Annotated in this window: 23 protein-coding genes and 1 tRNA gene; 14 read left to right on the top strand and 10 right to left on the bottom strand. The window is 64.8% G+C overall.

Features of this window, described 5'->3' with window-relative positions:
- Positions 1 to 13: 13 nt before the first annotated feature.
- The 4 genes from ACSFCA_RS27585 to ACSFCA_RS27570 are packed head-to-tail and all read right to left on the bottom strand — an operon-like array spanning position 14 to position 5,483.
- Entirely contained in the window at positions 14 to 1,651 is a 1,638-nt protein-coding gene (locus ACSFCA_RS27585) for an ABC transporter ATP-binding protein (RefSeq protein ID WP_435461734.1), read from the bottom strand.
- Positions 1,651 to 2,694, bottom strand: a complete 1,044-nt coding sequence (locus ACSFCA_RS27580; RefSeq protein ID WP_435461733.1) for an ABC transporter permease — start codon at positions 2,692 to 2,694, stop codon at positions 1,651 to 1,653. The genes ACSFCA_RS27585 and ACSFCA_RS27580 overlap by 1 nt, the downstream gene beginning before the upstream one ends.
- Positions 2,687 to 3,700, bottom strand: a complete 1,014-nt coding sequence (locus ACSFCA_RS27575) for a microcin C ABC transporter permease YejB (RefSeq protein ID WP_093054750.1) — start codon at positions 3,698 to 3,700, stop codon at positions 2,687 to 2,689. Before ACSFCA_RS27575 ends, ACSFCA_RS27580 begins: the two co-directional genes overlap by 8 nt.
- A gap of 19 nt (positions 3,701 to 3,719) precedes the next feature.
- Positions 3,720 to 5,483 carry an extracellular solute-binding protein gene (locus ACSFCA_RS27570; protein WP_435461732.1) on the bottom strand — a complete coding sequence of 588 codons (1,764 nt, stop codon included), beginning with the start codon at positions 5,481 to 5,483 and terminating at the stop codon, positions 3,720 to 3,722.
- Between the two features lie 106 nt (positions 5,484 to 5,589).
- Between ACSFCA_RS27570 and fabI the strand changes: the two genes are divergently transcribed.
- Together fabI and ACSFCA_RS27560 are read left to right on the top strand one after the other, a co-directional pair.
- The gene (gene fabI / locus ACSFCA_RS27565; protein WP_130424770.1) at positions 5,590 to 6,372 is read left to right on the top strand and encodes an enoyl-ACP reductase FabI; all 783 of its coding nucleotides are present in this window, start codon (positions 5,590 to 5,592) and stop codon (positions 6,370 to 6,372) included.
- Between the two features lie 64 nt (positions 6,373 to 6,436).
- Entirely contained in the window at positions 6,437 to 7,279 is an 843-nt protein-coding gene (locus ACSFCA_RS27560; protein WP_435461731.1) for a DNA ligase, read from the top strand.
- Positions 7,280 to 7,316: 37 nt separating this feature from the next.
- On the opposite strand, the gene ACSFCA_RS27555 is transcribed toward ACSFCA_RS27560, so the two are convergent.
- Positions 7,317 to 9,614 carry an arginine/lysine/ornithine decarboxylase gene (locus ACSFCA_RS27555; protein ID WP_093054744.1) on the bottom strand — a complete coding sequence of 766 codons (2,298 nt, stop codon included), beginning with the start codon at positions 9,612 to 9,614 and terminating at the stop codon, positions 7,317 to 7,319.
- A 216-nt stretch (positions 9,615 to 9,830) separates the two neighbouring features.
- Here ACSFCA_RS27555 and ACSFCA_RS27550 point away from each other — a divergent pair, with 216 nt between their 5' ends.
- From ACSFCA_RS27550 to ACSFCA_RS27530, 5 genes are all read left to right on the top strand, one after another.
- A complete protein-coding gene (locus ACSFCA_RS27550; RefSeq protein WP_258355073.1) occupies positions 9,831 to 10,256 on the top strand; it encodes an NfeD family protein in 426 nt (141 codons plus the stop codon).
- Positions 10,257 to 10,289: 33 nt separating this feature from the next.
- A complete protein-coding gene (locus ACSFCA_RS27545) occupies positions 10,290 to 11,219 on the top strand; it encodes an SPFH domain-containing protein (protein WP_258355074.1) in 930 nt (309 codons plus the stop codon).
- A 25-nt stretch (positions 11,220 to 11,244) separates the two neighbouring features.
- A tRNA-Ser gene (locus ACSFCA_RS27540) sits at positions 11,245 to 11,335 on the top strand.
- A gap of 207 nt (positions 11,336 to 11,542) precedes the next feature.
- The gene (locus tag ACSFCA_RS27535) at positions 11,543 to 11,899 is read left to right on the top strand and encodes a hypothetical protein (RefSeq protein ID WP_093054735.1); all 357 of its coding nucleotides are present in this window, start codon (positions 11,543 to 11,545) and stop codon (positions 11,897 to 11,899) included.
- Between the two features lie 91 nt (positions 11,900 to 11,990).
- Positions 11,991 to 12,380: a response regulator gene (locus tag ACSFCA_RS27530; protein WP_258355076.1), complete on the top strand. Its 390-nt coding sequence runs from the start codon at positions 11,991 to 11,993 to the stop codon at positions 12,378 to 12,380.
- Positions 12,381 to 12,471: 91 nt separating this feature from the next.
- Here the strand turns inward: ACSFCA_RS27530 and ACSFCA_RS27525 are convergent, their stop codons facing one another.
- The 4 genes from ACSFCA_RS27525 to ACSFCA_RS27510 form a co-directional block, all read right to left on the bottom strand.
- Positions 12,472 to 13,686, bottom strand: a complete 1,215-nt coding sequence (locus tag ACSFCA_RS27525; RefSeq protein ID WP_093054731.1) for a branched-chain amino acid ABC transporter substrate-binding protein — start codon at positions 13,684 to 13,686, stop codon at positions 12,472 to 12,474.
- 136 nt (positions 13,687 to 13,822) lie between these two features.
- Entirely contained in the window at positions 13,823 to 14,218 is a 396-nt protein-coding gene (locus tag ACSFCA_RS27520; RefSeq protein WP_435461730.1) for a hypothetical protein, read from the bottom strand.
- A 1-nt stretch (position 14,219) separates the two neighbouring features.
- Positions 14,220 to 14,660, bottom strand: a complete 441-nt coding sequence (locus ACSFCA_RS27515; protein ID WP_258355078.1) for a DNA polymerase III subunit chi — start codon at positions 14,658 to 14,660, stop codon at positions 14,220 to 14,222.
- Entirely contained in the window at positions 14,657 to 16,180 is a 1,524-nt protein-coding gene (locus ACSFCA_RS27510) for a leucyl aminopeptidase (protein ID WP_435461729.1), read from the bottom strand. The genes ACSFCA_RS27515 and ACSFCA_RS27510 overlap by 4 nt, the downstream gene beginning before the upstream one ends.
- Before the next feature lie 21 nt (positions 16,181 to 16,201).
- Here ACSFCA_RS27510 and lptF point away from each other — a divergent pair, with 21 nt between their 5' ends.
- From lptF to ACSFCA_RS27475, 7 genes are all read left to right on the top strand, one after another.
- On the top strand, positions 16,202 to 17,323 hold the full coding sequence (lptF, locus tag ACSFCA_RS27505; protein WP_258355080.1) for an LPS export ABC transporter permease LptF: 1,122 nt from the start codon (positions 16,202 to 16,204) through the stop codon (positions 17,321 to 17,323).
- Positions 17,320 to 18,429: an LPS export ABC transporter permease LptG gene (gene lptG, locus ACSFCA_RS27500; RefSeq protein WP_307614103.1), complete on the top strand. Its 1,110-nt coding sequence runs from the start codon at positions 17,320 to 17,322 to the stop codon at positions 18,427 to 18,429. The genes lptF and lptG overlap by 4 nt, the downstream gene beginning before the upstream one ends.
- Entirely contained in the window at positions 18,426 to 18,785 is a 360-nt protein-coding gene (locus ACSFCA_RS27495) for a sirohydrochlorin chelatase (RefSeq protein ID WP_435461728.1), read from the top strand. Before lptG ends, ACSFCA_RS27495 begins: the two co-directional genes overlap by 4 nt.
- A 66-nt stretch (positions 18,786 to 18,851) precedes the next feature.
- Entirely contained in the window at positions 18,852 to 19,793 is a 942-nt protein-coding gene (locus ACSFCA_RS27490; protein ID WP_007832298.1) for a CysB family HTH-type transcriptional regulator, read from the top strand.
- The gene (locus ACSFCA_RS27485) at positions 19,790 to 20,962 is read left to right on the top strand and encodes a pyridoxal phosphate-dependent aminotransferase (RefSeq protein ID WP_435461727.1); all 1,173 of its coding nucleotides are present in this window, start codon (positions 19,790 to 19,792) and stop codon (positions 20,960 to 20,962) included. Before ACSFCA_RS27490 ends, ACSFCA_RS27485 begins: the two co-directional genes overlap by 4 nt.
- A gap of 22 nt (positions 20,963 to 20,984) precedes the next feature.
- The gene (locus ACSFCA_RS27480; protein WP_435461726.1) at positions 20,985 to 21,440 is read left to right on the top strand and encodes a DUF3592 domain-containing protein; all 456 of its coding nucleotides are present in this window, start codon (positions 20,985 to 20,987) and stop codon (positions 21,438 to 21,440) included.
- Positions 21,441 to 21,538: 98 nt separating this feature from the next.
- Complete coding sequence (locus ACSFCA_RS27475; protein ID WP_093054714.1) at positions 21,539 to 21,697, top strand: DUF3309 family protein; 159 nt, start codon at positions 21,539 to 21,541, stop codon at positions 21,695 to 21,697.
- Positions 21,698 to 21,764: 67 nt separating this feature from the next.
- On the opposite strand, the gene hrpA is transcribed toward ACSFCA_RS27475, so the two are convergent.
- A complete protein-coding gene (gene hrpA, locus ACSFCA_RS27470; RefSeq protein ID WP_435461725.1) occupies positions 21,765 to 25,553 on the bottom strand; it encodes an ATP-dependent RNA helicase HrpA in 3,789 nt (1,262 codons plus the stop codon).
- Positions 25,554 to 25,583: the final 30 nt, after the last annotated feature.

The raw sequence follows: 25,583 nt of genomic DNA, 5'->3' as shown, positions 1-25,583 counted from the left end.
TTGCAGTCTCCGTTTATTCCAGCAGCGCGGCGGCCACCAGCTTCTTTGTATAGGGGTGCTCAGGCGCGTCGAGCACGCGCTCGACCGACCCGGTTTCGAGAATGGCTCCGTCCTTCATCACGATGACGTGATGCGCCATCGCCCGGATCACCTCGACGTCGTGCGTGATCAGCAGATAGCTCAGCCCCCGTTCGCGCTGCAGGCGCTGCAGCAGGCTCAACACCTGCTTCTGGATCGTCACGTCGAGCGCACTGGTGGGCTCGTCGAGCACCAGCAGCTGCGGGTCGACGATCAGCGCGCGGGCAATCGCCAGGCGTTGCCGCTGACCGCCCGAAAACTCGTGCGGATAGCGGTCGAGCAGCGAGGGGAACTGGGCCTCGATCAGCCCGACATCGGCCAGCGCGGTGAGTGCACGGGCACGGCGCGCCGCGGTGTCGAGTTCGGGCGCGTGCACGCGCAGCCCCTCGCCCACGATCTGCTCCACCGTCATGCGCGGCGACAGCGACGAGAACGGGTCCTGGAACACCACCTGCATCACGCGGCGCAGGCCGAGATCGGAGGCGCGGTCGACAGCCCAGCCCTTTCCCGCGACCGTCAGCGCGCCCTGGTGCTTCAGCAGCCCCAGCGCTGCCAGCGCCAGCGTCGACTTGCCCGAACCCGATTCACCGACCACGCCCAGCGTCTCGCCCGGCACGATGCGGAAATCCGCCCCCTGCACCGCCACGAACTCGCCCTTGCGGAACCAGCCGGCGAAGCCTGGCTTCGGCACGGGATAGATCACGCGCAGGGCCTTGGCCTCGATCACCGGCGCCGCGTCGGCACGCGCAGCGACAGCCGCCACATTGCGCTCGGGATGGCTGTCGATCAGCTTGCGTGTGTAGGGATGCTGCGGGGCATCGAACACAGGCGCCACCGCGCCATGTTCGACGACATAGCCGTTCTCCATGACCACCACCCGATCGGCAAAGCGCCGCACCAGGTTCAGGTCATGCGTGATGAGCAGCACGGCCATGCCGTACTTGCGCTGCAGGTCGGCCAGCAATTCCAGGATCTGCGCCCGTACGGTCACGTCGAGCGCGGTGGTCGGTTCGTCGGCCAGCAGCAGGCGCGGCTTGCAGGCAAGCGCCATCGCGATCATCGCGCGCTGGCGCTGGCCGCCCGAGAGCTGGTGCGGAAACGCCCTCGCCCGCCGCGCCGGTTCCGGAATGCCAGTGTCGGCCAGCAGTTGGACTGCGGCCGCCTGCGCAGCGCGGGCCGATAGCCCTTCGTGCAGTTCGAGCACCTCGGCGATCTGGTCGCCAACGCTGTAGAGCGCATTCAGCGCGGTCATCGGCTCCTGGAAGATCATCGCGATCTCCTTGCCGCGGATGCCGCGCAACTCCCGCTCGGGAATCGACAGCAAGTCGCGCGCGCCCTGCGAGCGCCCGCCGCTAAAAAGCTGGGCCGTGCCGGACAGGTCGGCGTTCTGCACCAGCCGCAGCAGCGACAGCGCAGTGACCGTCTTGCCCGAGCCCGACTCGCCGACGAGTGCGAGCTTTTCGCCAGCGGCCATCTGGAAGTCGATGCCGTGCACAACCTCCTTGCCGCTGAACGCGACGCGCAGGCCCTTTACGTCGAGCAGGGGCTGGTTGGGTTGTTGTGAATCGCTCATCACTTGTCGGCCTTGCGCGGATCGAGCGCATCGCGCAGCGCGTCGCCCATGAAGGTCAGCAGCATCAGCGTGACGACCAGCACGACGAAGGTGGACAGCGAGATCCACCAGGCGTCGATGTTGCCCTTGCCCTGGCTCAGCAGTTCGCCGAGCGATGGCGTACCGGGCGGCACGCCGAGGCCGAGAAAGTCCAGCGAGGTCAGCGCCAGAATGGCCGCGCTCATGCGGAACGGCAGGAAGGTGACGACCGGCACCATGCTGTTGGGCAGGATGTGGCGCCACATGATCTGCAGATTGCCCACGCCGAGCGCGCGCGCGGCGCGCACATAGTCCATCTGCCGGTTGCGCAGAAACTCGGCGCGCACGTAGTCCGACAACCCCATCCAGCCGAACAGGCTCAGCAGGATCAGCAGCAGCGCCACGCTAGGCGTGAAGATCGCGCTGAAGATGATCAGCAGGTACAGCTCGGGCATCGCCCCCCAGATCTCGATCAGCCGTTGGAAGGTCAGGTCGATCTTTCCGCCGAAGAAGCCCTGCACCGCGCCGGTCGCGATGCCCAGCACCACCCCTATTACCGTGAGCGCCAGCGCGAACAGCACGCTCACGCGAAAGCCGTAGATCAGCTGGGCCAGCAGATCGCGACCCCGTTCATCCGTGCCGAGCAGGTTCTCGCTCGAAGGGGCCGCGGGGTTCGGCGGCTTCGAGAAATAGTTGAGCGTGGCCGGGCCATAGCGATTCGGGGCATAGATCGCCCAGTTGTCGCCCTGGGTGATGCGCTGCTCGATGAACGGATCGAGGTAGTCGGCCGGCGTCTCGAAGTCGCCGCCGAAGGTCTTCTCCGAATAGTCCCGCAGCACCGGGAAATAGGTCTTGCCTTCGTAGCGCACCACCAACGGCCTGTCGGTCGACAACACATCGGCGAAAAGGCTCAGCACCACCAGCACCGAAAAGATCAACAGGCTCCAGAACCCCAGCGGATTGCGGCGAAAACGGCGCCAGGCACGACGGCCGGGACTCACGGACACGACAGGCGCTTTAGTCAAACTTCACCCTCGGATCGACCCAGACATAGCAAAGATCGGAAATGAGCTTGGTCACCAGACCGATCAGCGTGAACAGATAGAGCGTGCCCAGAAACACCGGGTAGTCGCGCCGCAGGACGCTTTCGTAGCTGAGCAGGCCCATCCCGTCGAGCGAGAACAGCGTCTCGATCAGCAGCGCGCCTGAGAAGAAGGCCCCGATGAAGGCGGTCGGGAAGCCCGTGATGATCGGAATCAGCGCGTTGCGGAACACGTGCTTCCAGAGCACCTGGCGTTCGGCCAGCCCCTTGGCACGCGCCGTCAGCACGTACTGCTTGCGGATCTCTTCGAGGAAGGAGTTCTTGGTGAGCATCGCGGTGATCGCGAAACTGCCGAGCACCATCGCCGTCACCGGCAAGGTGATGTGCCACAAATAGTCGACGATGCGCGCGCCCCAGCTCAGCGACTCCCAATTCGGCGAAGTCAGCCCGCGCAGCGGAAACCATTGCAGCTGGCCGCCGAAGATCACCAGCAGCGCCACGCCCAGCACAAAACCCGGAATCGCGTAGCCAACGAGCACCAGCAGCGTCGTAAGAAAGTCGAAGCGCGAACCGGCGCGAACCGCTTTCGCAACACCGAGCGGCACCGCTATCAGGTAGCTGATGAAGAAGGTCCAGAGCCCCAGGCTGATCGAAACCGGCAGCTTCTCCTTGATGAGCTGCCACACGTCCTTGCTCTGGAAGAAGCTCTTGCCCAGGTCGAAGCGGGCAAACTGCTTGAGCATCTGCCAGAAGCGCTCGGGCGCCGGCTTGTCGAAGCCGTACAGAGCCTTGATTTCCGCCACCTGCTTGGCGTCGAGTGAGCGCCCCGTGGGGCCACCGGAGAGGCGGTTTTCCTTGTTGGTCAGCTGCGACAGCAACTGCTCGGCCGGGCCGCCCGGAACGAATTGAACGATGGCGAAATTGATCAGCAACACCCCGAACAGCGTGGGAATGATCAGCAGAAGGCGTCGGAGCAGGTAGGCGGCCATGCGGTCTGTCTGTGTCTGTCTACTTCGTCGCCGGGTCGATCCACCACATCGTCAGCATCGCCGAACCGGCGAGAAGACGTTGCGGCAATGGCGCTTCGGGGCGGCGCAGCTTGCGCTTGTGGGCAATGAAATATTGCTTGCCGTAGTACATCGGGATCACGTAGTTCTGGTGGAGCAAGTAACGGTCCAGCAGGCGCGCACCGGCCGCGAGCGACTTGCGGTCCGGGCTGTTGACGATCACTTCGAGAATCTCGTCGATCACCGGATCGCTGATGCCGCTTAGGTTCTGGCTCCCCTTTTCACTGGCCGATTTCGAGCCGAAATCGTCGTACAGCTCATTGCCCGGACTCGATGAACCACCCGCGATGTTGATGACCATGTCGAAGTCGAGCTCGTCCTGTTTCTTCTTTATCAGGCTCGGGTCGCGCAAGCGATAGTCCAGCGCGATTCCCAGCTTGGCGAGGTTGCGCGCATAGGGCGCAAGCACCACACCCGAGCTGCGGTCCGGAATGTCGAAGTTGATGACGAAAGGCGTGCCGTCCTTGTCGCGCAAGGCGCCATTCCTGTAGGTCCAGCCCGCCTCTTTGAGCAGTTCCTGCGCGCGGACCAGGTTGCGCCGCAGGCCTTCGGAGGTGTCTCCGCTGCTGGCGGGGCGCGGTAGTTCGCCCTTCGTGTTGTCGATGTATCGCTGCCTGTTCTTGAGGTGCTCGATCAGCACTTGCTCCTCGGGGCTGATCTCGGGCTGGGCCATGAGGTCATCGCTGTTCTGGAAGTAGCTCATCGTGCGGGCCCTGCGCCCGTAGAAGAGATGCTGGTTGAGCCAGTCGAAATCGAAGGCCAGCGCCAATGCCTGTCGCACGCGCATGTCCTGGAAGCGAGGCTGCCGCAGGTTGGGCGAGAGGCCCTGCATGCCGGTGAAGCGGCGGTGCGAAATCTCTTCCTTGACCAGTTCGCCGGAATCGAAGCGTCGCCCCTTGTAGCGGCGCACCCAGGCGATGATCGAGCGTTCTTCCATCGCATCGAGTGAGCCGGCCTTGAGCGACTCCTCTTCACCCAGCGAGTCCTTGAAGTACTGGTACGACACCTCGCCGAAATTGAACATCCCCTTGCGCACCGGAAGATCCGCGGCCCAGTAGTCCGGCCGCCGGCGGTACGAGATGTACTTGCCGAAGTCGACCTTGTCCACCACGTACGGCCCACTGGCTATCGGCGGCTCACTCACGATCTGGTCGAAGGGCTTGCCCTTGCCCCAGGCACTCGAGAACACCGGCAACTGGCCAATGATCATGTGCAGCTCGGAGTTCTGGCGCTTGAAGTCGAAGCGGATCGTGCGCTCTCCCACCACCACGGCGTCCTTGATGTCGACCCAGTACGAGCGGAAGGTCGGCCCGGCCTGCTTGCTCATCAAGGTGTCGAAGGAGTACTTCACGTCCTTCGCGAGCACCGGGGAGCCGTCGGAGAACTTGGCTTTCGGGTTCAGGCGGAAAGTGACGCTCAGGCGGTCTGCGGCAAGCTGCACGTCTTCGGCCAGCATGCCGTAGTTGGAGAAGGGCTCGTCTTCGCTCGGCGTCATCAGCGAATCGAAAATCAGGCCGTATTCGGAGAACACGAAGCCGTTGGCGCTGTAGCCCATGCCCTGCGGCGGCACGCCCCGCAGCGTGAAGGGGTTGAGCTTGTCGAAGGTTCCGCTGGCCGAGAGGATCAGCTCGCCGCCCTTGGGGGCATCGGGATTCACGTAGTCGAAATTCTTGAACGACGCCGGGTACTTCGGCTCGTAACCCATGCCCAGACCATGCGCTGCCCACGAGGGAAGCGCCAAGAGAGCCAATATCAGAAGCAGCCAACCTCGCATGCGAGAATTCTGCCCAAGATTTTCACGAGGCAACTTCATGGGCTTTCTTTCCGGCAAAAAACTGTTGATCACCGGTGTGTTGAGCAATCGCTCCATTGCTTATGGCATTGCCAAGGCCTGTCATGAACAGGGCGCGGAGCTCGCCTTCAGCTATGTCGGCGAGCGATTCAAGGACCGTATCACCGAATATGCCGCAGACTTTGGCTCGAAGCTGATTTTCGATTGCGACGTGGGCGACGACGCGCAGATCGACAAGCTCTTCGCCGACCTTGCACAGACTTGGCCGAAGTTCGACGGCTTCGTGCACAGCATCGGCTTCGCACCGCGCGAATCCATCGCGGGCGACTTCCTAGACGGGCTCTCGCGCGAAGGCTTCAAGATCGCGCACGACATCAGCGCGTACAGCTTTCCGGCCATGGCCAAGTCGGCCCTGCCCTATCTCAACGACAAGTCGGCCCTGCTCACGCTGACCTACCTGGGCGCCGAGCGCGCGCTGCCCAACTACAACACCATGGGCCTGGCCAAGGCCTCGCTCGAAGCCTCGGTGCGCTACACCGCCGCCTCGCTCGGCCCGAAGGGCATGCGCGTCAACGGCATCAGCGCGGGTCCGATCAAGACGCTGGCAGCCAGTGGCATCAAGGGTTTCGGCAAGATGCTGGCGGCCGTGGCCGATGCCTCGCCGATCCGCCGCAACGTGACCATCGAGGAAGTCGGCAACGTGGCTGCCTTCCTGCTGAGCGACCTGGCCAGCGGCGTGACCGCCGAGATCACCTACGTGGACGGCGGCTTCAGCAACGTCGTCGGCGGGATGGCCGAGTAACCCTGCCATCGATCCCTCACACGGCCACGAGATGGCCGTGTTGCACTATTCATTTCATAGCATCGTGCTGAACCGACGCTCCCTCCTGCTTGCCGCTTTCGGCGCGATCGCCGCGCCTGCCGCGTTCGCGCGCGAGGCGGCGCCCTCGCTGATGCTGGCCGAGGTCTACCGCCCCGGCATGTCGCTACACGACTACTGGGTCAGCGAGAAGTACGACGGTGTACGCGGCTACTGGGACGGCAAGCAGCTCTGGACACGCGGTGGCGAGCGGATCGTGGCGCCGGCATGGTTCACCGCCCCGCTGCCAAAGCAGCCGCTCGATGGCGAACTGTGGGCGGGACGCGGCCAGTTCGCGCGCGCCGTCTCCACGGTGCGCAGCCAGACGCCCAACGACATCGCCTGGCGCGAGATGCACTTCATGGTGTTCGACCTGCCCGCGCAGGGCGGCGACTTCACGACGCGCCTCGCCGTGCTGCGCAAGCTGCTGCCGATTACCGACGCGCCATGGGTCGTCGTGGTTCCGCAGGAACGCGCAACCACGCACGCCGCCTTGCAGGCGCTGCTCGACAAGACAGTAAAGATGGGCGGTGAAGGCCTGATGCTCCACCGCGGCAGCTCCCAGTACCGTGGGGAGCGCAACAGCGACCTGCTGAAGGTCAAGCCCTACGAAGACGCCGAGGCCCGCGTGGTCGAACACGTGCCCGGCAAGGGCAAGCACAGTGGCCGGCTAGGCGCGCTGGTGGTAGAGACGGCCGACGGCAAGCGCTTCAAGCTCGGCACCGGACTGACCGACGCCGAGCGTGAGAACCCGCCCGCCATCGGCAGCTGGGTGACCTACCGCTACAACGGCACCACCGCCAAGGGCCTGCCCCGCTTCGCGCGCTTCATGCGGGTGCGCGAAGGCTAGGCCGGCCCTTCGATCGGTCCGGCCGGCAGGCTTGGGCCTACTTCACTTCCCTGACGCAGTCCGCGTAGTAGCGCTTCTTGCCCGTCTCGTCGACGCGCGCAACCAGGCCGTGGATGTCTGTCTCGAAACCCGGGCACTGCGTGTTGAACTCGCGCGAGAACTTGAGGTAGTCGACGATCTTCTTGTTGAAAACCTCGCCCGGAATCAGCAGCGGAATGCCCGGCGGGTACGGCGTGATCAGGCTGGTGGTGATGCGGCCTTCGAGCTCGTCGATTTCCACGCGCTCGGTCTTGCGGTGCGCGATGTGGGCGAAGGCGTCGCTGGGCTTCATGGCCGGCGTGAGGTCGCTCAGGTACATCTCGGTCGTGAGGCGGGCCACGTCGTAGCGCGCGTACAGCTGGTGGATGTGCTGGCACAGGTCGCGCAGGCCGAGGCGCTCGTAGCCCGGGTGCTGCTGGCAGAACTCGGGCAGGATGCGCCACATGGGCTGGTTGCGCGCGTAGTCGTCCTTGAACTGCTGCAGCGCCGTGAGCAGCGTGTTCCAGCGGCCCTTGGTGATGCCGATGGTGAACATGATGAAGAAGCTGTAGAGCCCGGTCTTCTCCACGATCACGCCGTGCTCGGCGAGGAACTTGGTCACCACGCTGGCCGGGATGCCGGTTTCGGCGAAGTTGCCTTCGAGGTCGAGGCCCGGCGTGACGATGGTCGACTTGATCGGGTCGAGCATGTTGAAGCCATCAGCCAATTCGCCGAAGCCGTGCCAGTTGCGCGGCGACTTCTTGTTCTTGGGCTTGCCGTTCTTCTCGCCCTGCATGATCCAGTCGTCGGCGCGGCCAATGCCTTCTTCGACGAGCTTCTCGGGGCCCCAGACCTTGAACCACCACTCGTCCTTGCCGAACTCCGCCTCGACCTTGCGCATGGCGCGGCGGAAGTCGAGCGCTTCGAGAATGCTTTCTTCCACCAGCGCGGTGCCGCCGGGCGGCTCCATCATGGCGGCAGCCACGTCGCAACTCGCGATGATCGCGTATTGCGGGCTGGTCGACGAGTGCATCAGGTAGGCCTCGTTGAAGAGGTCGCGGTCGAGCTGGCGGTTCTGCGAGTCCTGCACCAGCACGTGGCTGGCCTGGCTGATGCCGGCCAGCAGCTTGTGCGTCGACTGCGTGGCGAACACCAGCGATTCCTTGGGGCGAACGCGGCGCTTGCCCATCGCGTGATAGGCGCCGTAGAACGGGTGGAAAGCCGCATGCGGCAGCCACGCCTCGTCGAAGTGCAGGGTGTCGACGTAACCGTCGAGCATGTTCTTGATGGTCTCGGTGTTGTAGATCACGCCGTCATAGGTCGATTGCGTGAGCGTCATCACGCGCGGCTTGACCTTGTCGGGGTCCACGTCGGCCAGCAGCGGGTTGGCCTTGATCTTGGCCTTGATCGCGCTTTGCTCGAACTCGCTCTTCGGGATCGGGCCGATGATGCCGAAGTGGTTGCGCGTGGGCTTCATGAACACCGGAATCGCGCCGGTCATGATGATCGCGTGCAGGATCGACTTGTGGCAGTTGCGATCGACCACCACCACGTCGCCCGGCGCCACCGTGTGGTGCCACACCATCTTGTTGCTGGTGCTGGTGCCGTTGGTCACGAAGAAGCAGTGGTCGGCATTGAAGATGCGCGCCGCATTGCGCTCGCTGGCAGCCACCGGGCCAGTGTGGTCGAGCAGCTGACCCAACTCTTCGACCGCGTTGCAGACGTCTGCGCGCAGCATGTTCTCGCCGAAGAACTGGTGGAACATCTGGCCCACCGGGCTCTTCAGGAACGCCACGCCACCCGAGTGGCCCGGGCAGTGCCACGAATAGGAGCCGTCTTCCGCGTAGTCGATCAGCGCCTTGAAGAACGGCGGCTGCACGCCCTCGAGATAGCTCTTGGCCTCGCGGATGATGTGGCGCGCCACGAATTCGGGGGTGTCCTCGAACATGTGGATGAAGCCGTGCAGCTCGCGCAGGATGTCGTTCGGGATGTGGCGCGAAGTCTTCGTTTCGCCGTAGATATAGATCGGCACATCGGCGTTCTTGCGCCGCACTTCGCCGATGAAGTTGCGCAGGTTCAGCACGGCCGGGTCGAGGTCGGGGCCGACCGTGAACTCCTCGTCGTCGATCGACAGGATGAACGCGCTGGCGCGGCTTTGCTGCTGGGCGAACTGGCTCAGGTCGCCATAACTCGTGACGCCCAGCACCTCGAAGCCCTCGCTTTCGAAGGCCTGCGCGAGCGCGCGAATGCCGAGGCCCGAGGTGTTTTCGGAGCGGAAGTCCTCGTCGATGATGACGATGGGAAAGCGGAATTTCATGAGCGGGGCTCCGGACGGACTGACAGACAGGCAATAAGGCGAGGCGCGAAGTGTACGGAATTCGGATGACGAATCTGGTCAGGCTCGTGCAAGCCATTCGGGCCTGTGCGGCAAGCTCCCTTTCGCCGGCTTCGGCGCAGTACCCCTACGCAGGGCAAGCGCTTGGAGCAGATGCATCAGAATGGCGCGCATCGAATAAGGAAAAGAGGAGTCGACATGGCGAATTCCACCGTCTGGTGGCTGATTGCGGGGGTAGCCATCGTGGTCGAGTTGCTCTCGGGCACCGTCTATCTTCTGCTGCTGGCCGCCGGCTTCGCGGCCGCGGCAATCGCGGCTCACTTGGGCTTCGGCACCGTCACCCAGCTGATCGTGGCCTCGGTCATCGGCGTGGGCGCCGTGCTGACCTGGTACTCGATCCAGCGCAAGCGCCCCCCTGCCCCGCCCACCGGAACCAACCGCGACGTGAACCTCGACATCGGCGAGACCGTGCACGTCGATGCCTGGAATGCCGACGGCACGGCGACCGTGCGCTACCGGGGTGCGCAGTGGACGGTGATCCAGCGCGCGGGCCGCACGCCCTCGACAGGCGAACACCGCGTGGTCGAAGTCATCGGCAGCCGGCTGGTCGTCGACAAGGTTTAGTCAATACGTAGAACTCAGAAAAGGAAGCGCACCATGGAATTTTCGGTCCCTCTCATCATCCTGGTCATCGCGATCATCTTCATCAGCCAGTCGGTGAAGTTCGTGCCGCAACAGAACGCCTGGGTGCGCGAGCGCCTTGGCAAGTACCACGGCACCATGACGCCCGGCCCCAACTTCCTGATTCCGTTCATCGACCGGGTGGCCTACAAGCACAGCCTGAAGGAAATCCCGCTCGACGTGCCGAGCCAGATCTGCATCACGCGCGACAACACGCAGTTGCAGGTCGACGGCATCCTGTACTTCCAGGTGACCGACCCGATGCGCGCAAGCTACGGCTCGTCGAACTACATCGTGGCGGTGACGCAGCTCGCACAGACCTCGCTGCGCAGCGTGATCGGCAAGCTGGAGCTCGACAAGACCTTCGAGGAACGCGACGTCATCAACGCCCAGGTGGTCGCCGCCATCGACGAGGCCGCGCTCAACTGGGGCGTGAAGGTGCTGCGCTATGAAATCAAGGACCTGACGCCGCCGAAGGAAATCCTGCTGGCCATGCAGGCACAGATCACCGCCGAGCGCGGCAAGCGCGCGCTGATCGCGGCTTCAGAAGGCCGCCGCCAGGAGCAGATCAACATCGCCACCGGCGAACGCGAGGCCTTCATCGCCCGCTCCGAAGGCGAGAAGCAGGCGCAGATCAACAACGCCCAGGGTGAGGCCGCTGCCATCACCGCTGTTGCAACTGCGACGGCGGACGCCATCGAACGCGTGGCAGCCGCCATCCAGAAGCCCGGCGGCGAACAGGCTGTGCAGCTCAAGGTGGCCGAGCGCGCCGTCGACGCCTACGGCAAGGTCGCGGCCGACTCCAAGACCACGCTGATCGTGCCGAGCAACATGAGCGAGACCGCCGCGCTCATCGCGTCGGCCATGCGCATGGTCCAGGCAGGCAAGCCGTCGAATCCGACCTGAACTGACTGCTACAATCGTGGGCTCAGGAGCGGTGGATGAGCGGTTTAAGTCGCACGCCTGGAAAGCGTGTGAGGGTTAATAGCCCTCCGCGGGTTCGAATCCCGCCTGCTCCGCCAGAGATTGATTGTTCGTAACCGTTCACGGACATGAAGACAAAGCAAGAAGCCCAAGTTGCCACAAGCACTTGGGCTTTTTTGTCGTCTGGCCCAACCAGACTTGAAAGGCAGTGCGTTGCTTTGCAACAACTTGACTCCTGAACTCGGACACTTTCTTCTGGCAGTACCATCCAAAGGTTTTCATTTCAAGCCCACAAAGGAGCCTCGATGGCCGGACAACCGAAAACCCAGCCGCGTGGCAAGACACCGCTGGACCGCACCCTCGAAAAGAGCGAGCAGGTGGCCGCCGACGTGCAACGGGCATCGGACAACCTCGCCGTGGTGAACACGGTGCTCGAACAGGAACTGCCCGAGGAAGTGCAGGTCGGCGAGGTGGCGCAGGCCATCGAGCACACGAGCCAACTTGAAGAAAAGCTGGCCAAGTCCGCTGAGAAGCTGGCCGAGGTCAATGCCGCGCTGAGCGAGGAAATCGAGAAGCGTCTCGAGGTCACCGCGGAGCGCGACGAAAGCCAGGCTCTGGCCGAGAAGCTCAAGGCAAAGATCCGCGCCGAAAGCTCCGACTGACCGGCGCGCAATACGCCGTCCGTATCCTTTCTCCTACGCTGCATCAGCGTCAGGCACGCTACGCTATTGGTTCTCAAAGCGAAACCACGGCATGGCCCTCATCACGTTCCTCGTCGAGGACAACAAGACCATCAGGGATAACCTGGTCCCGGCACTCGAGGATTTGGTCAATGGCCGCGTGGTCGGCTTCGCCGAAACCGAGACAGACGCCCTTGCATGGCTCGCGGCGCATCCCGACGACTGGCAGCTCCTGATCGTCGACCTGTTTCTGAAGGAAGGCTCCGGCCTCGGCGTGCTGGGCGGCTGCAAGACCCGCAAGCCCAGCCAGCGGGTGGTGGTGCTCAGCAACTACGTGACGGCGGACATCCGGGCGCGCTGCACGGCACTCGGCGCCGACGCGGTGTTCGACAAGTCGCGAGACCTCGATGCCTTCATCGAGTACTGCAATGCCAACCGCCCCTCGGGCCTTGCTCCGCTCTGAGCTCTGAGTAAGCCGCCTTCGAGTGGCCATGAAAAAAGGGCCCGAAGGCCCTTTTCTCTTTTGCGGACAACCGCAGGTTTGCCGAAGCGAATCAGCGCACCACGGCGATCTGCGTGCGTGCACCACCCTTGTAGGTGTACAGCGTCAGGGCACCGTTCTTGATGTCGCCCTTTTCGTCGAAGGCGATCGGGCCGGTCACGCCCTTGTATTGCACCTTGCCGACTTCAGGCAGGTACTTGGCGGGGTCGGACGAACCGGCCTTCACCATGGCTTCGGCCAGCACGTTGACCGCGTCGTACACGTACGGTGCATAGATCTGTACTTCCACGCCGTTCTTGGTCTTGAACTTGGCCTTGAAGTCTTCCAGCGGCTGCTTGAAGTCGCCGTCCACACCGCCGGCTTCGGCGCACACCACCATCTCTTCGCCGATGGCATCGCCAGCCAGCTTCGGCAGTTCGCTGGTGCACAGGCCGTCGCCGCCCATGAACTTGACGTTCAGGCCGAGTTGCTTGACCTGCTTGAGCATCGGGCCGCCAACGGCGTCCATGCCGCCGAAGAACAGCACGTCGGGCTTGGAGGCCTTCAGCTTGGTCAGGATGGCGTTGAAGTCGGTCGACTTGTCGGTGGTGAACTCGTGGCCCACGATGGTGGCGCCAGCGGCCTTGGCCGACTTCTCGAACTCTTCGGCAACGCCTTGGCCGTAGGCGGTACGGTCGTCGATCACGGCAATGTTCTTGCCCTTGAGCGTTTCGACAGCGTACTTGCCCAGCGTGCCGCCGAGTTGCGTGTCGTCAGCCACCACGCGGAACGTGGTCTTGAAGCCTTGACGCGTGTACTTCGGGTTGGTGGCCGAAGGCGAGATCTGCGGAATGCCGGCGTCGCTGTAGAGCTTCGAGGCGGGGATGGTGGTGCCCGAGTTCAGGTGACCGACCACGCCGTTGACCTTTTCGTCCACGAGCTTCTGGGCCACAGCCGTGCCCTGCTTCGGATCGCCTGCGTCGTCTTCGGCGATCAGTTCGAACTTGGCAACCTTGTCGCCGATCTTGAGGCCCTTTGCATTCAGGTCTTCGATGGCCATCTTGGCGCCGAACTCGTTGTCCTTGCCGAGGTGGGCGATGGCGCCGCTGGTAGGTCCAACGTGACCGATCTTGACGACCAGTGTTTCTCCGGCAGGTGCGGGTGCAGGTGCAGCCGGGGCCGCAGCCGTTGGCGCGGGCGCTGCAGCGGGAGCAGCAGCTTCTTCCTTCTTGCCGCAAGCCACGAGCGTGATTGCAGCCAGTGCGACCGCAGTCCATTTCAATTGCATGAGAACCTCCAGAACTTGGATGAAAAGAATAAAAAACCGGTCGTGTGATCCGGGCGCGCTGACCTCGCAAGTTTCGCGCCGCGGACCAGCGGCACCCTCACGCCCTTCCGACCTGCGGCGCAGTTTAGCCGAGGATTCAGGCTCCGGAAGCTGGCGTAGACCCTGTGTTTTCGCTGAGTTCGGCGGCCATGGCTTCGATCACCAACGCGCGCAAAACGGCTTCGATTTCATTGCGCAATCGCGGCACCATCGCATCGAGTTGATGCTGAACGGCAGCTGACACGGTGTCGCTCAAACGCTCTTCCAGAGACAGGTCGACGCGCTGCAGAACGCGGTGCAACAACTGCTCTTCGAGGCTGACGATTTCCGCCTGCGAAAGCTGCGCAGCTGGCGGCAATGCCATGGCGCTCGCCGGGTCAGGCTGGGGTGCCGGCGCGGCCTGCGGCTCGGGGATCGCGGGCTCCTCCGGGATCTCGAGCACCGTGGTCAGCGTGGGAACGAACCGGGGCGGCGTGCGCAGTGTGCTGGCCATGTCAGGGACTCTTTGCGAAGTCGTGCGGCTGGATGGTGTAGCCACGATCGGCATAGTGGCGCCAGCGCGAACGGCCGACCTGGCGGTCGTTGTCCTCGTTGCTCACGATGTCGATCATGCGTTCATAGCGCTCGAAGCCCGCAGGCACTTCGAGGCCCAGGTTCACCAGCATCTCGCGGTGCGGCAGCGAGGCCGCATCAGCGCCCTGCGCCGACAGCACGACGGGCGAACGCGCGACCACATGAGCCGGCGCATCGTCTCGGCAGTGCGCGACGAAGTCCACCGGCGACAGCTGCCAGAGCGCAGCGTCCACGGCGTCGAGCGCCTGCGCATCGCCCACGACCACCACGCGCAGGCCGCGCGTGTTCACGGCCTTGCGAACCAGCCGGCAGGCGTAGTTCAGCTTGTCCCGCGCGTTGTAGTGAAAGCCGATTTCCGTCACTTCGCGGCCCGGGCCTTTTTGGCCGGGGCTCCGGGGGTCTTGGTTTTCTTGGCCTTGCCGGTCTTGGCGTCAGCGTCGCCGCTGGCCGCGCGACTCGTCAGGTACGACACCAGCAAGCCCACTGGCCGGCCGGTCGAACCCTTGGCCGCCCCGCTCTTCCACGCAGTGCCCGCGATATCCAGATGCGCCCAGGCGAAGTCGCCCGCGAAGCGCTGCAGGAACTTGGCGGCAGTGATGGCGCCACCTGCGCGGCCGGCGATGTTGGCCACGTCGGCGAAGTTGCTCTTGAGGCCTTCCGCATAGTCGTCGTCGAGCGGCAGGCGCCAGCAGCGGTCCTGCGAGGTCTCGCCAGCGGCTTCGAGCGCCGCGGCCAATGCTTCGTTGGTCGAGAACAGGCCGCTGCGCACGCCGCCCAGGGCCACCACACAGGCGCCCGTCAGCGTGGCGATGTCGATCACTGCCGCTGGCTCGAAGCGCTTGGCATAGGTCAGCGCGTCGCACAGGATCAGCCGGCCTTCAGCGTCGGTGTTGAGCACCTCGATGGTCTGGCCGCTCATGCTGGTCACCACGTCACCCGGCTTCACCGCGCGGCCGTCGTTCATGTTTTCGCACGAAGGAATGAGGCCGACGACGTTGATGGCGGGCTGGATGTCGCCGAGCGCGCGGAAGGTGCCGAGCACGCTGGCCGCGCCGCACATGTCGAACTTCATCTCGTCCATTTCGGCAGCGGGCTTGAGCGAGACGCCGCCGGTGTCGAAGGTGATGCCCTTGCCGACCAGCACCACGGGCGCCTGGTCCTTGGGCGCCCCGTGGTAGCGCAGCACGATGAAGCGCAGCGGCTCCGCCGAGCCCTGCGCCACCGCGGCGAAGGAGCCCATGCCGAGCTTTTCGACCTCCTTCGGCCCCAGCACTTCGCACTTGATGTTCGGCAGCTTGGCCAGCCCCTTGGCGGCCTCGGCCAGCAGCGTGGGCGTGGCGTGGTTGGCGGGCCGGTTGCCCCACTCCTTGGCCAGTTCGATGCCCGCGACAGTGGCTCGGGCGGCGTCGAAGGCGCCGGTGACAGCCGCGGCATCGGCCACGCCGACGGTCAGGTGGCGGATGCTGCGGGGTTCGGCCTTCGACTTGGTGGCGGTGTAGACATAGCTGGCGTCAGCCGCCGCCGTGACGGCGCTGGCCACCGCCGCACCTTCGGCAGGCTGGGCAAACACCAGGGTCACGCGCTTGGGGGCCTGGGCCTTGGCCGAATTGACCGCTGCGACCACGCCGCTACGCACCGATGCGGGCTTGCCGTCGCCGATGGCGGCGAGCACCACGCGGGATGCCACGACGTCTTCCGGACGGTAAAGCCCCAGCAGCTTGCCGGCCTTGTCGGGCAGGTCGCCGGCCTTGCGGGCACTGGCGGCGAGCACCGACAACGGGTCTTTGGAGGTAAGAGGAGCGCTGCCGACGAGCACGATCAGGACATCGGATTTCTCGGCTGCGGCCTGGGCGACGGTGAGGGTCTTGAGTTGAAAGTCCATAATCCTTTTTTTCCTCGAACGATGTTATTCCATTCTTCCCTACGCAAGGAGCTGTCCCGCAGCTTCGGAGCGACCCTCGTGGTACTGGTCACCATCGTGATGACCATGATGCTCATCCGTACCCTCGGGCTCGCGTCCAAGGGCAGTGTGAACCCGCAGGAGGTGTTCCTGGTGATGGCCTACACGGTGCTCGGCTACATGCCGACCATCCTGAGCCTGAGCCTGTTCATCGCCATCGTCGGCACCCTGTCGCGCATGTATCGCGACAGCGAAATGGTGATCTGGTTTTCCAGCGGGCGCGGCCTGACCGACTTCATCAAGCCGCTGTTCCGCTTCGCCTGGCCGGTGCTGATCCTGATCGCGGTGATGGCACTGGTGGGCTGGCCGTGGGCCAACTCGCAAACCATCGGCATGCGCAAGCAGTACGAGCAGCGCAGCGACATCGAGCGGGTGGCGCCGGGTGAGTTCCGCGAATCCGCGGGCCGGGTGCGCGTGTTCTTCATCGACAAGGAGACGCCGGACAACTCCAAGGCCACCAACGTCTTCATCTGGTCGATCGAGCGCAACATGCAGATCACGACCTCGGCACGCAGCGGCAGCATCGAGAACATCGGCGATTCGCGCTACCTGCTGCTCAACAACGGCCAGCGGCTCGAGCAGCCCATGGCCAACACCGGCCTGAAGATCAGCGAGTTCAAGACCTACGGCACCCGGGCAGGCGGCAACAGCGGCCTGGTCAACGACGTGACACCGCCGCGCGCGCGCAGCACGCTGTCCCTGTTGCCCGACGCCAGCGCCCCCAGCCGCGGCGAACTGGCCTGGCGCATCGGCATGCTGCTGACGGCCATCAACTTCGTGCTCCTGGCGCTGAACGTGTCGAGCGCCAACCCGCGCGTCGGCCGAAGCGGCAACCTGCTGCTCGCGCTGTTCGCGTTCGTCGTCTACTACAACATGCTCAACCTGGGCCAGAGCTGGATCAGCTCCGGCAAGTACGGCATGGGCAACTTCATGCTGCTGTTGCATGGCGGCGTGCTGCTGATCAACCTGGCATGGCTTGGCGCCCGCCAGAACAACTGGGGCCGGCGCATGAAGCAAAGCCCGTCCGCAGCCGTGCCGCCCACACCCAAGATCGAACCCACGTGAAAACGATAAGACGCCTGATCTACGTGGAGGTGCTGAAGGCCGTTGCGTTCGTGACGCTCGGCTTCCTGAGCCTCTTTTTCTTCTTCGACTTCGTCGACGAGCTGCAATCCATCGGCAAGCCGGACAGCCTCAACTACGGGCCCGCACAGGCGCTGGCCTACGTGATGCTGCTGGTGCCGAGCCACCTCTACGAGCTGCTGCCGATCACGGTGCTGATCGGCTCCATCTTCGTCATGGCCCGGCTGGCGCAGAGCTCCGAATACACCATTCTGCGCACCAGCGGGCTGGGCCCCTGGCGCGCGCTGCGCACCCTGCTGCTGCTGGGCATCGGCTTCGTCGTGCTGACCTTCGCAGTCGGCGACTATGTCGCCCCGGCTTCCGAGCGCACGGGGCAACTGCTCAAGGCCAAGTACCAGGGCATCTATTCGCTGGCGGGCAACACGGGCGCCTGGCTCAAGGAAAAACGGGGCAATGTCTCGTACGCGGTGAACGTGCTGTCCATCGACCGCAAGGGCGCGCTGAAGAGCCCGCGCATCTTCGAATTCGACGACAACGGCTACATCAGCACCCAGATCACCGCAGGCTCGGCCCGCATCGGCGACGGGCACTGGATGCTCACCGACGTGGAAGAGCAGAAGTACGACACGCGCGGCGCGGCCGACCAGGCCCGCATTGCCACGACCAAGACCCCGCAGCTGAACTGGGCCACCTCGCTGACCAGCGAAATGGTCTCGGTCGCGCTCCTGCGCCCCGACCGCATGAGCACGATCGACCTGTTCGACTACATACGCCACCTCGACGCCAATGGCCAGACCGCGCAGCGCTACGAGATCGAGTTCTGGCGCAAGGTGTTCTATCCGCTCTCGTGCCTGGTGATGGTGGTGCTCGCCCTGCCCTTCGCCTACCTTCACTTCCGCCAGGCCGGCATCACCACCTACGTGTTCGGCGGCGTGATGATCGGCATCAGCTTCTTCCTGCTGAACAACGTGTTCGGCTACCTCGGCAACCTCAGCAACTGGTCGCCATGGCTCACAGCGGCGGCGCCGGGAATGATCTATTCGGTGATGTCGTTGACAGCCTTCAGCTGGCTGGTCTTGCGACGATGACCCAGGGCATCGTTTTACTGGCGCACGGTTCGCGCGACGAGCGCTGGCGGGAGCCCATTGAGGCCGTGGCCGAGCGCGTATGCAAAAACGAGCCCGATGCCCGCGTGGCCTGCGCCTACATGGAGCTGGCAACGCCCGACTTGCCCACGGCGGTTGCGGCGCTGATTGCAGGCGGTGCCACCGCCATCCGCGTCGTTCCTCTCTTCCTCGGCATGGGCAAGCACGCCCGCGAAGACCTGCCGCACCAACTCGAGGCACTGCGCCAGCGCTGGCCCGACATTGGCTTCTCGCTCGCCCGCATCGTGGGCGAAGAGCCCGAACTGGTCGATCTCCTGGCCAGAATTGCGGTCAAATAGTGAACATCCGGCAATTTCGATAGATTCCGAAGGCATAATGAATTCCGCAATAAGACGGAATTTGATATGAATCTGCATCAGTTCAAGTTTGTTCAGGAAGCCGTGCGGCGCAACCTGAACCTCACCGAGGCGGCCAAGGCGCTCCACACCTCGCAACCCGGTGTCTCCAAGGCCATCATCGAGCTCGAGGAAGAACTGGGCGTTGAAATCTTCGCGCGCCATGGCAAGCGGCTCAAACGCGTTACCGAGCCAGGCCAGCACGTCATTGCCAGCATCGAGCTGATCATGCGCGAGGTGGGCAATCTCAAGCGCATCGGCGAACAGTTCAGCGCACAGGACAGCGGCACCCTCTCCATCGCCACCACCCATACGCAGGCGCGCTACGTGCTGCCCGTGCCCGTGGCGAACCTGCGCGAGGCCTATCCCAAGGTCAACGTGAGCCTGCACCAGGGCTCGCCCGACCAGGTGGCTCGCATGGTGATCGACGAGATCGCCGAAATCGGCATCGCCACCGAATCGCTCGACGGCTATGCCGAGCTGGTGACCCTGCCCTGCTACGAATGGCAGCACGTGCTGGTGCTCCCCAAAGACCATCCGCTGGCCGCCAAGGAGCGCATTTCGCTCGAAGACCTGGCGAGCGAGCCGATCATCACGTACCACCCGTCGTTCACCGGCCGCACGCGCATCGATCATGCGTTCGCGCAGAAAAAGCTCACGCCGCGCATCGCGCTCGAAGCCATCGACTCCGACGTGATCAAGACCTACGTGCGCCTCGGGCTGGGCGTGGGCATCGTGGCCGAAATGGCCGTGCGCGACGAGTCGAACGCCGACCTCGTGGTGCGCCCGATGGGCCATGTGTTCGGCCAGAATATTGCGCGTGTCGCGTTCAAGCGCAGCGCCTATCTGCGCAACTTCGTCTTCAAGTTCGCCGAGTTGCTCTCCGACCGCCTCGACCGCAACCTGATCGCAAAAGCCCTGAGCGGCCATCAACAAGACTACGAGCTATGAGCACAGTTCAATCCCCACGCACGCCCGACATCGTCACCAAGCTGCCGGCAGTCGGCACCACCATCTTCACCGTGATGTCGGCGCTGGCCGCCGAGAAGAACGCGGTCAACCTGGGCCAGGGCTTTCCGGATTTCCACTGCGACCCGAAGCTGCTCGAGGACGTCACGGCCGCCATGGCCGCGGGCCACAACCAGTACCCGCCGATGCCCGGCATCCCGGCGCTGCGCGACGCCATCGCCGCCAAGATCTCGGCGATGTACGGCTACAGCTACAGCGCGGCCACGGAAATCACCGTGACCGCCGGCGCCACGCAGGCCATCATCACCGCCATCCTCGCCATCGTGCGCCCGGGCGACGAAGTGATCGTGCTCGAACCCTGCTACGACAGCTACGTGCCCAACATCGAGCTGGCCGGCGGCAGCGTAGTGCGCGTGCCGCTCACGCCGGGGACCTTCCGCCCCGACTTCGACAAGATCGCCGCAGCGCTCACGCCGCGCACGCGCGCCATCATCATCAACACGCCGCACAACCCGAGCGCCACGGTCTGGACCGAAGCCGAAATGCGCCAGCTCGAAGAGCTGCTCGCCCCCACCAACGTGTTCGTGATCAGCGACGAGGTCTACGAACACATGGTGTTCGACAGCGCCCGCCACGAAAGCGTGGCCCGCTTTCCAGGCCTGGCAGCGCGCAGCTTCATCGTCAGCAGCTTCGGCAAGACGTACCACGTCACCGGCTGGAAGGTCGGCTATGTGGCCGCACCGGCCCCGCTGATGGCCGAGTTCCGCAAGGTGCACCAGTTCAACGTGTTCACCGTGAACACGCCGATGCAGCACGCGCTTGCGCAGTACATGGGCGAGCCGGCGCCGTACCTCGAACTGCCAGCCTTCTATCAGCGCAAGCGCGACCTGTTCGCGGCGGGCCTGGCCGAGAAGACTCGCTTCAAGCTACTGCGCAGCGAAGGCAGCTACTTCCAGTGCGTCGACATCTCGGCGGTGAGCGACCTGTCCGAAGCCGAGTTCTGCCTGTGGCTCACGCACGAGATCGGCGTTGCCGCCATTCCGCTGTCGGCCTTCTACGGCAACGGCTTCGACCAGCGCGTGGTGCGCTTCTGCTTCGCCAAGAAGGACGAGACGCTGCTGGCCGCGCTGGAGCGCCTCGCGCGGCTCTGACGCTTGCGGCAGCCGCACGTCGATGACGAAACAGCCCACCACCATCGTCAGGCTCGTTTTCAGCGTGGTCGGCGCGCTGCTGTGCGGCATCGCCCTGCTGCTGTACCAGCATACGTCAGCGTTCATCGCGTCGGCCAGCCGCACGGAGGGCGAAGTCCTGCGGCTGCTGCATGTGGAAAGCTCGAAGAGCAACAGTTCGGGCACCTGGAAGCCACTGGTGCGCTTCAAGGCGCCGGGCGGCGAGATCATCGAGTTCACGCCGTCGAGCAGCAGCAACCCGCCGGCCTACGGCGTCGGCGAGAAAGTCGACGTCTTCTTCGATCCACGCAACCCGCAGGACGCCATGCTGAACGGCTTCTTCTCGCTGTGGGGCGGCGCGGTCATCACCGGTGGCATTGGCCTCGTTTTCCTGCTCGTCGCGGTGGCGATGCTGTTCCTGCCTGCGCAGGCGCTGGCAACGCGCCGACGGCCAGGGTAGGACGTTCACCGACCACCGAAGGGGCGGCTCTCCGGCGATCCGCGCGACATGGCAGGGGGAGCATGAAAGCTCGTCACAACAACCGCCCTGGAGAAAACATGTCGCTCTCGTTCATTCTGCTGATCGTCCTGATCCTGATATTGATCGGCGCGCTGCCGAGCTGGGGATACAGCCGGGCCTGGGGCTATGGTCCCAGCGGCGGTGTCGGCCTGGTCGTGCTGATCGTCGTGATCCTGGTTCTCATGGGACGCATATAGGCCCAGGCACGCCGCAAAGAAAAAGCCCGCGCAAGCGGGCTTTTTTTCGTCCTCCGCGGCCTGCGGATCAGGCTTGCAACTGGGCCCAGGCCTTGTCGAGCCGCTTCACGCTCACTGGCTGCGGCGTGCGCAGCTCCTGTGCGAAGAAGCTCACGCGCAACTCTTCGAGCAGCCAGCGGAATTCGAGCATGCGGTCGTCCACCACGCCCTTGCGTTCGGCCACGAGGCGCCAGTAGCGCTGATCCTGCGGCTTCAGCTCGGCGAGCTTGGCGGTGTCGCGCGCCGCGTCGGCGCGCAGCTTGTCGAGCCGCAGCACGATCGCCTTGAGGTAGCGCGCGAAATGCTGCAGCTGCGTCCACGGCGCATCGGCGATGAAGCGCTTGCCGACGAGACGCTGCAACTGCTGCGCGGCGTCCTGAACGGCGTCGGGGTGGATCTTCGTGTCCTTGATCTTGCGCGCGGCCGCTGCATATTCGACGAGGATGGTCGACGCGAGCCGGGCCACCTCATTCGCGATGAGCGTGAGGCGGCCGCGGCCCTCCTCCAGCCGGCGCTTGAAGGCGAACTCGTCGGTCGGCAGCGGCTCCTGCAGGAAGGCCCGGTCGATCGCCACGTCGATGATCTGCGTGCGCAACTCCTCGGAGGTGCCCAGCGGCATGTAGGCCACCGACATCTTCTGCAGGTCGGGAATGTTCTTCTCGAGGTACTTGAGCGCGTCTTTCAGCTGCAGCGCGAACAGGCGCCGCAGGCCGGCGCGGTGCTTTGCGGCTGCCACGGCGGGCTCGTCGAACACCTCGATGGTCACCGCGTCGCCTTCGTCGCGCAGCGCCGGGAAGCCGATCAGCGATTGCGAGCCGCGGCGCACTTCCATCAGCTCGGGCAGCTCGCCGAAAGTCCAGCCCGTGTAGCGCTGGCCTGCAGGCAATGCAGCGGGTGCGGTGGCCTGGCTCGCATCCTTTGCAGGCGCCCCTGACTTGCCTTCGGGCGCAGCCGCCGCATTCTTCTCCGGCGACGCCTTGACGTTGAGCCCCGCCAGCGCCTGGAAGGCACCCCGCGCCTGCGCACCAAGCTCAGCCTTCAGCGCACCGAGGTTGCGCCCCATGCCCAGTTGGCGCCCATGCTCGTCGATCACGCGCAGGTTCATGAACAGGTGCGGCGGCAGCATGTCGAGCTTGAAGTCCGCGCGCTTGACGTCGATGCTGGTCATGTCGCGCACGCGCTTGAGCAGCACGTCAGTCAGCGAGCCTGTGCCGAACAGCTCGGGCACGGACAGTTCTTCCGCCAGCTTCGACGCCGACTCGGGCAACGGCACCAGCCGCGAGCGCGGACGCTGCGGCAGGCTCTTGAGCAGCGCCTGGATCTTGTCCTTGAGCATGCCCGTGACCAGCCACTCGCAGCGCTCCTCGCTCACCTGGTTGAGCACGAACAGCGGCACGCTGACCGTGAGGCCGTCCTTCGCGTCGCCGGGCTCATGCAGGTAGGTCGCGGCGCAATCCACACCGCCGAGTCGAAGCGTCGGCGGGAACGATTGCGTCGTGATGCCGGCCGCCTGGTGGCGCATCAGTTCGTCGCGTGTCAGGAACAGCAGGCGCGGTTGGTCCTTCGAGGCATGGCGGTACCAGTTCTCGAAGGTGATGCCGCTGGCCACGTCGGCGGGCAGCTGTGCGTCGTAGAAGGCGAAGATCAGTTCGTCGTCGACCAGCACGTCCTGCCGGCGCGACTTGTGCTCCAGCCCTTCGACCTCGCGCACCAGCTTGCGATTGGCCTGGAGGAACGAGAACTTGCTCTCCCACTGCCCGGCGACCAGCGCCTCGCGGATGAATATCTCGCGCGCCGCGACCGGATCGACCTTGGTGAAGTCGACACGCCGTCCGCTATAGACCACAAGGCCGTACAGCGTTGCCCGCTCCAGCGCAGACACCTGCGCGCCCTTTTTCTCCCAGTGCGGATCGAGCAACTGCTTCTTCAGCAGATGCTCAGCCACCTGTTCGAGCCACTGCGGCTCGATGTTGGCGATGCCGCGCCCGAAGAGCCGCGTGGTCTCGACCAGTTCGGCCGCGACGATCCAGCGGCCGGGCTTCTTCTTCAGGTGCGCGCCTGGGTGCTTGTAGAACTTGATGCCGCGCGCGCCGAGGTACGCCTCGTCGTCTTCGAGCTTCCAGCCGACATTGCCCAGCAGGCCTGCGAGCATCGACAGGTGCAGCGGCTCGTAGCCGGCCGGCTCCGCATTCAGGCGCCACTTGTGCTCGGTAACCACCGTGAGCAGCTGCGAATGGATGTCGCGCCATTCGCGCACGCGGCGGATGTTGATGAAGTTCTGCCGCAGCAGCTGTTCGTACTGCCGGTTGCTGAGCTTGTGAGTGTCGCCATGGCCGCCGCGCGCGTCGGCGATCCACTTCCACAGCCGCAGGTAGCCGCTGAACTCGCTCTTCTCGTCGTCGAACTTCGAATGCGCCTGGTCGGCCTGCTGCTGTGCTTCCATCGGGCGATCGCGCACGTCCTGCACGCTGAGAGCCGACGCGATGATGAGCACCTCTTCGAGCGCGCCACGCGAGCGGGCTTCCAGGATCATGCGGCCCACGCGCGGGTCCAGCGGCAGCCTCGACAGCTCGGCGCCGGTATGCGTGAGCTCGTTGGCGTCGTCGACCGCGCCCAGCTCGTTGAGCAACTGGTAGCCGTCGGCAATCGCGCGCGGCGACGGTGCCTCCAGGAACGGAAAGCGCGCCACGTCGCCGAGGCGCAGCGACTTCATCCGCAGGATCACGCCGGCCAGCGACGAACGCAGGATTTCAGGATCGGTGAAACGCGGCCGGCCCTCGAAATCCTTCTCGTCGTAGAGCCGGATGCAGATGCCGTTCGCCACACGACCGCAACGGCCCGCGCGCTGGTTGGCCGCGGCCTGGCTGATCGGCTCGACCAGCAGCTGCTCGACTTTGCTGCGGAAGCTGTAGCGCTTGACGCGCGCCGTGCCGGTGTCGATCACGTAGCGGATACCCGGCACCGTGAGCGAGGTTTCGGCCACGTTGGTGGCCAGCACGATGCGCCGCCCCGTGTGGCCGTCGAAGATGCGATCCTGCTCGGGGCCCGAGAGCCGCGCGAACAGCGGCAGCACCTCGGCATTGCGCAGCAGCGGCTGGTGGCTCAGGTGGCGGCGCAGGTGGTCGGCCGCCTCGCGGATCTCGCGCTCGCCGGGCAGGAAGACGAGGATGTCGCCCGCGTTGTGCGGATCGCGCCAGAGTTCGTCGACACCGTCGGCAATGGCGTCGTTCAGGTCATGCTCGCGCGACTCTTCGAAGGGGCGGTAGCGCTGCTCCACCGGGAAGGTGCGGCCCGACACCATGATGGTCGGCGCCGGTCCCTTGGCCGAGGCGAAATGCTGCGCGAAGCGATCGGCGTCGATGGTGGCCGAGGTGACGATCACCTTCAGGTCGGGCCGGCGCGGAAGGATCTCGCGCAGGTAGCCCAGCAGGAAATCGATGTTCAGCGAGCGCTCGTGAGCCTCGTCGATGATGAGCGTGTCGTAGGCCTTCAGCAGCGGATCGGTCTGCGTTTCGGCCAGCAGGATGCCGTCGGTCATCAGCTTGACCGAGGCGTCCCGGCTCAAGCGGTCCTGAAAGCGCACCTTGAAGCCGACCACGTCGCCCAGCGGCGTCTTCAGCTCTTCGGCGATGCGCTTGGCCACCGAGCTCGCGGCGATGCGGCGCGGCTGCGTGTGGCCGATGAGCCGGCCCTTGCCGGGCTCGGCATTGAGCTTGCCGCGGCCCAGCGCGAGCGCGATCTTCGGCAGCTGCGTGGTCTTGCCCGAGCCCGTCTCGCCGCAAACGATCACAACCTGGTGCGCCGATATGGCGGCCATGATTTCGTCGCGCCTGCCCGAGACAGGGAG

The organism is Variovorax multivorans (genome assembly GCF_051216835.1).
Lineage (GTDB): Bacteria > Pseudomonadota > Gammaproteobacteria > Burkholderiales > Burkholderiaceae_C > Variovorax.
Note: the sequence above shows the minus strand (reverse complement) of the source record. Positions and strands in the feature narration are given on the sequence as shown.

Bases quoted from the DNA above. Each gene is read 5' to 3' on its own strand.
- ACSFCA_RS27585 (WP_435461734.1), bottom strand. From the start codon at position 1,651: ATGAGCGATTCACAACAACCCAACCAGCCCCTGCTCGACGTAAAGGGC.
- ACSFCA_RS27575 (WP_093054750.1), bottom strand. From the start codon at position 3,700: ATGGCCGCCTACCTGCTCCGACGCCTTCTGCTGATCATTCCCACGCTG.
- ACSFCA_RS27570 (WP_435461732.1), bottom strand. From the start codon at position 5,483: ATGGGTTACGAGCCGAAGTACCCGGCGTCGTTCAAGAATTTCGACTAC.
- fabI (WP_130424770.1), top strand. From the start codon at position 5,590: ATGGGCTTTCTTTCCGGCAAAAAACTGTTGATCACCGGTGTGTTGAGC.
- ACSFCA_RS27555 (WP_093054744.1), bottom strand. From the start codon at position 9,614: ATGAAATTCCGCTTTCCCATCGTCATCATCGACGAGGACTTCCGCTCC.
- ACSFCA_RS27550 (WP_258355073.1), top strand. From the start codon at position 9,831: ATGGCGAATTCCACCGTCTGGTGGCTGATTGCGGGGGTAGCCATCGTG.
- ACSFCA_RS27545 (WP_258355074.1), top strand. From the start codon at position 10,290: ATGGAATTTTCGGTCCCTCTCATCATCCTGGTCATCGCGATCATCTTC.
- ACSFCA_RS27535 (WP_093054735.1), top strand. From the start codon at position 11,543: ATGGCCGGACAACCGAAAACCCAGCCGCGTGGCAAGACACCGCTGGAC.
- ACSFCA_RS27530 (WP_258355076.1), top strand. From the start codon at position 11,991: ATGGCCCTCATCACGTTCCTCGTCGAGGACAACAAGACCATCAGGGAT.
- ACSFCA_RS27525 (WP_093054731.1), bottom strand. From the start codon at position 13,686: ATGCAATTGAAATGGACTGCGGTCGCACTGGCTGCAATCACGCTCGTG.
- ACSFCA_RS27520 (WP_435461730.1), bottom strand. From the start codon at position 14,218: ATGGCCAGCACACTGCGCACGCCGCCCCGGTTCGTTCCCACGCTGACC.
- ACSFCA_RS27510 (WP_435461729.1), bottom strand. From the start codon at position 16,180: ATGGACTTTCAACTCAAGACCCTCACCGTCGCCCAGGCCGCAGCCGAG.
- lptF (WP_258355080.1), top strand. From the start codon at position 16,202: ATGTTATTCCATTCTTCCCTACGCAAGGAGCTGTCCCGCAGCTTCGGA.
- ACSFCA_RS27495 (WP_435461728.1), top strand. From the start codon at position 18,426: ATGACCCAGGGCATCGTTTTACTGGCGCACGGTTCGCGCGACGAGCGC.
- ACSFCA_RS27490 (WP_007832298.1), top strand. From the start codon at position 18,852: ATGAATCTGCATCAGTTCAAGTTTGTTCAGGAAGCCGTGCGGCGCAAC.
- ACSFCA_RS27485 (WP_435461727.1), top strand. From the start codon at position 19,790: ATGAGCACAGTTCAATCCCCACGCACGCCCGACATCGTCACCAAGCTG.
- ACSFCA_RS27480 (WP_435461726.1), top strand. From the start codon at position 20,985: ATGACGAAACAGCCCACCACCATCGTCAGGCTCGTTTTCAGCGTGGTC.
- ACSFCA_RS27475 (WP_093054714.1), top strand. From the start codon at position 21,539: ATGTCGCTCTCGTTCATTCTGCTGATCGTCCTGATCCTGATATTGATC.
- hrpA (WP_435461725.1), bottom strand. From the start codon at position 25,553: ATGGCCGCCATATCGGCGCACCAGGTTGTGATCGTTTGCGGCGAGACG.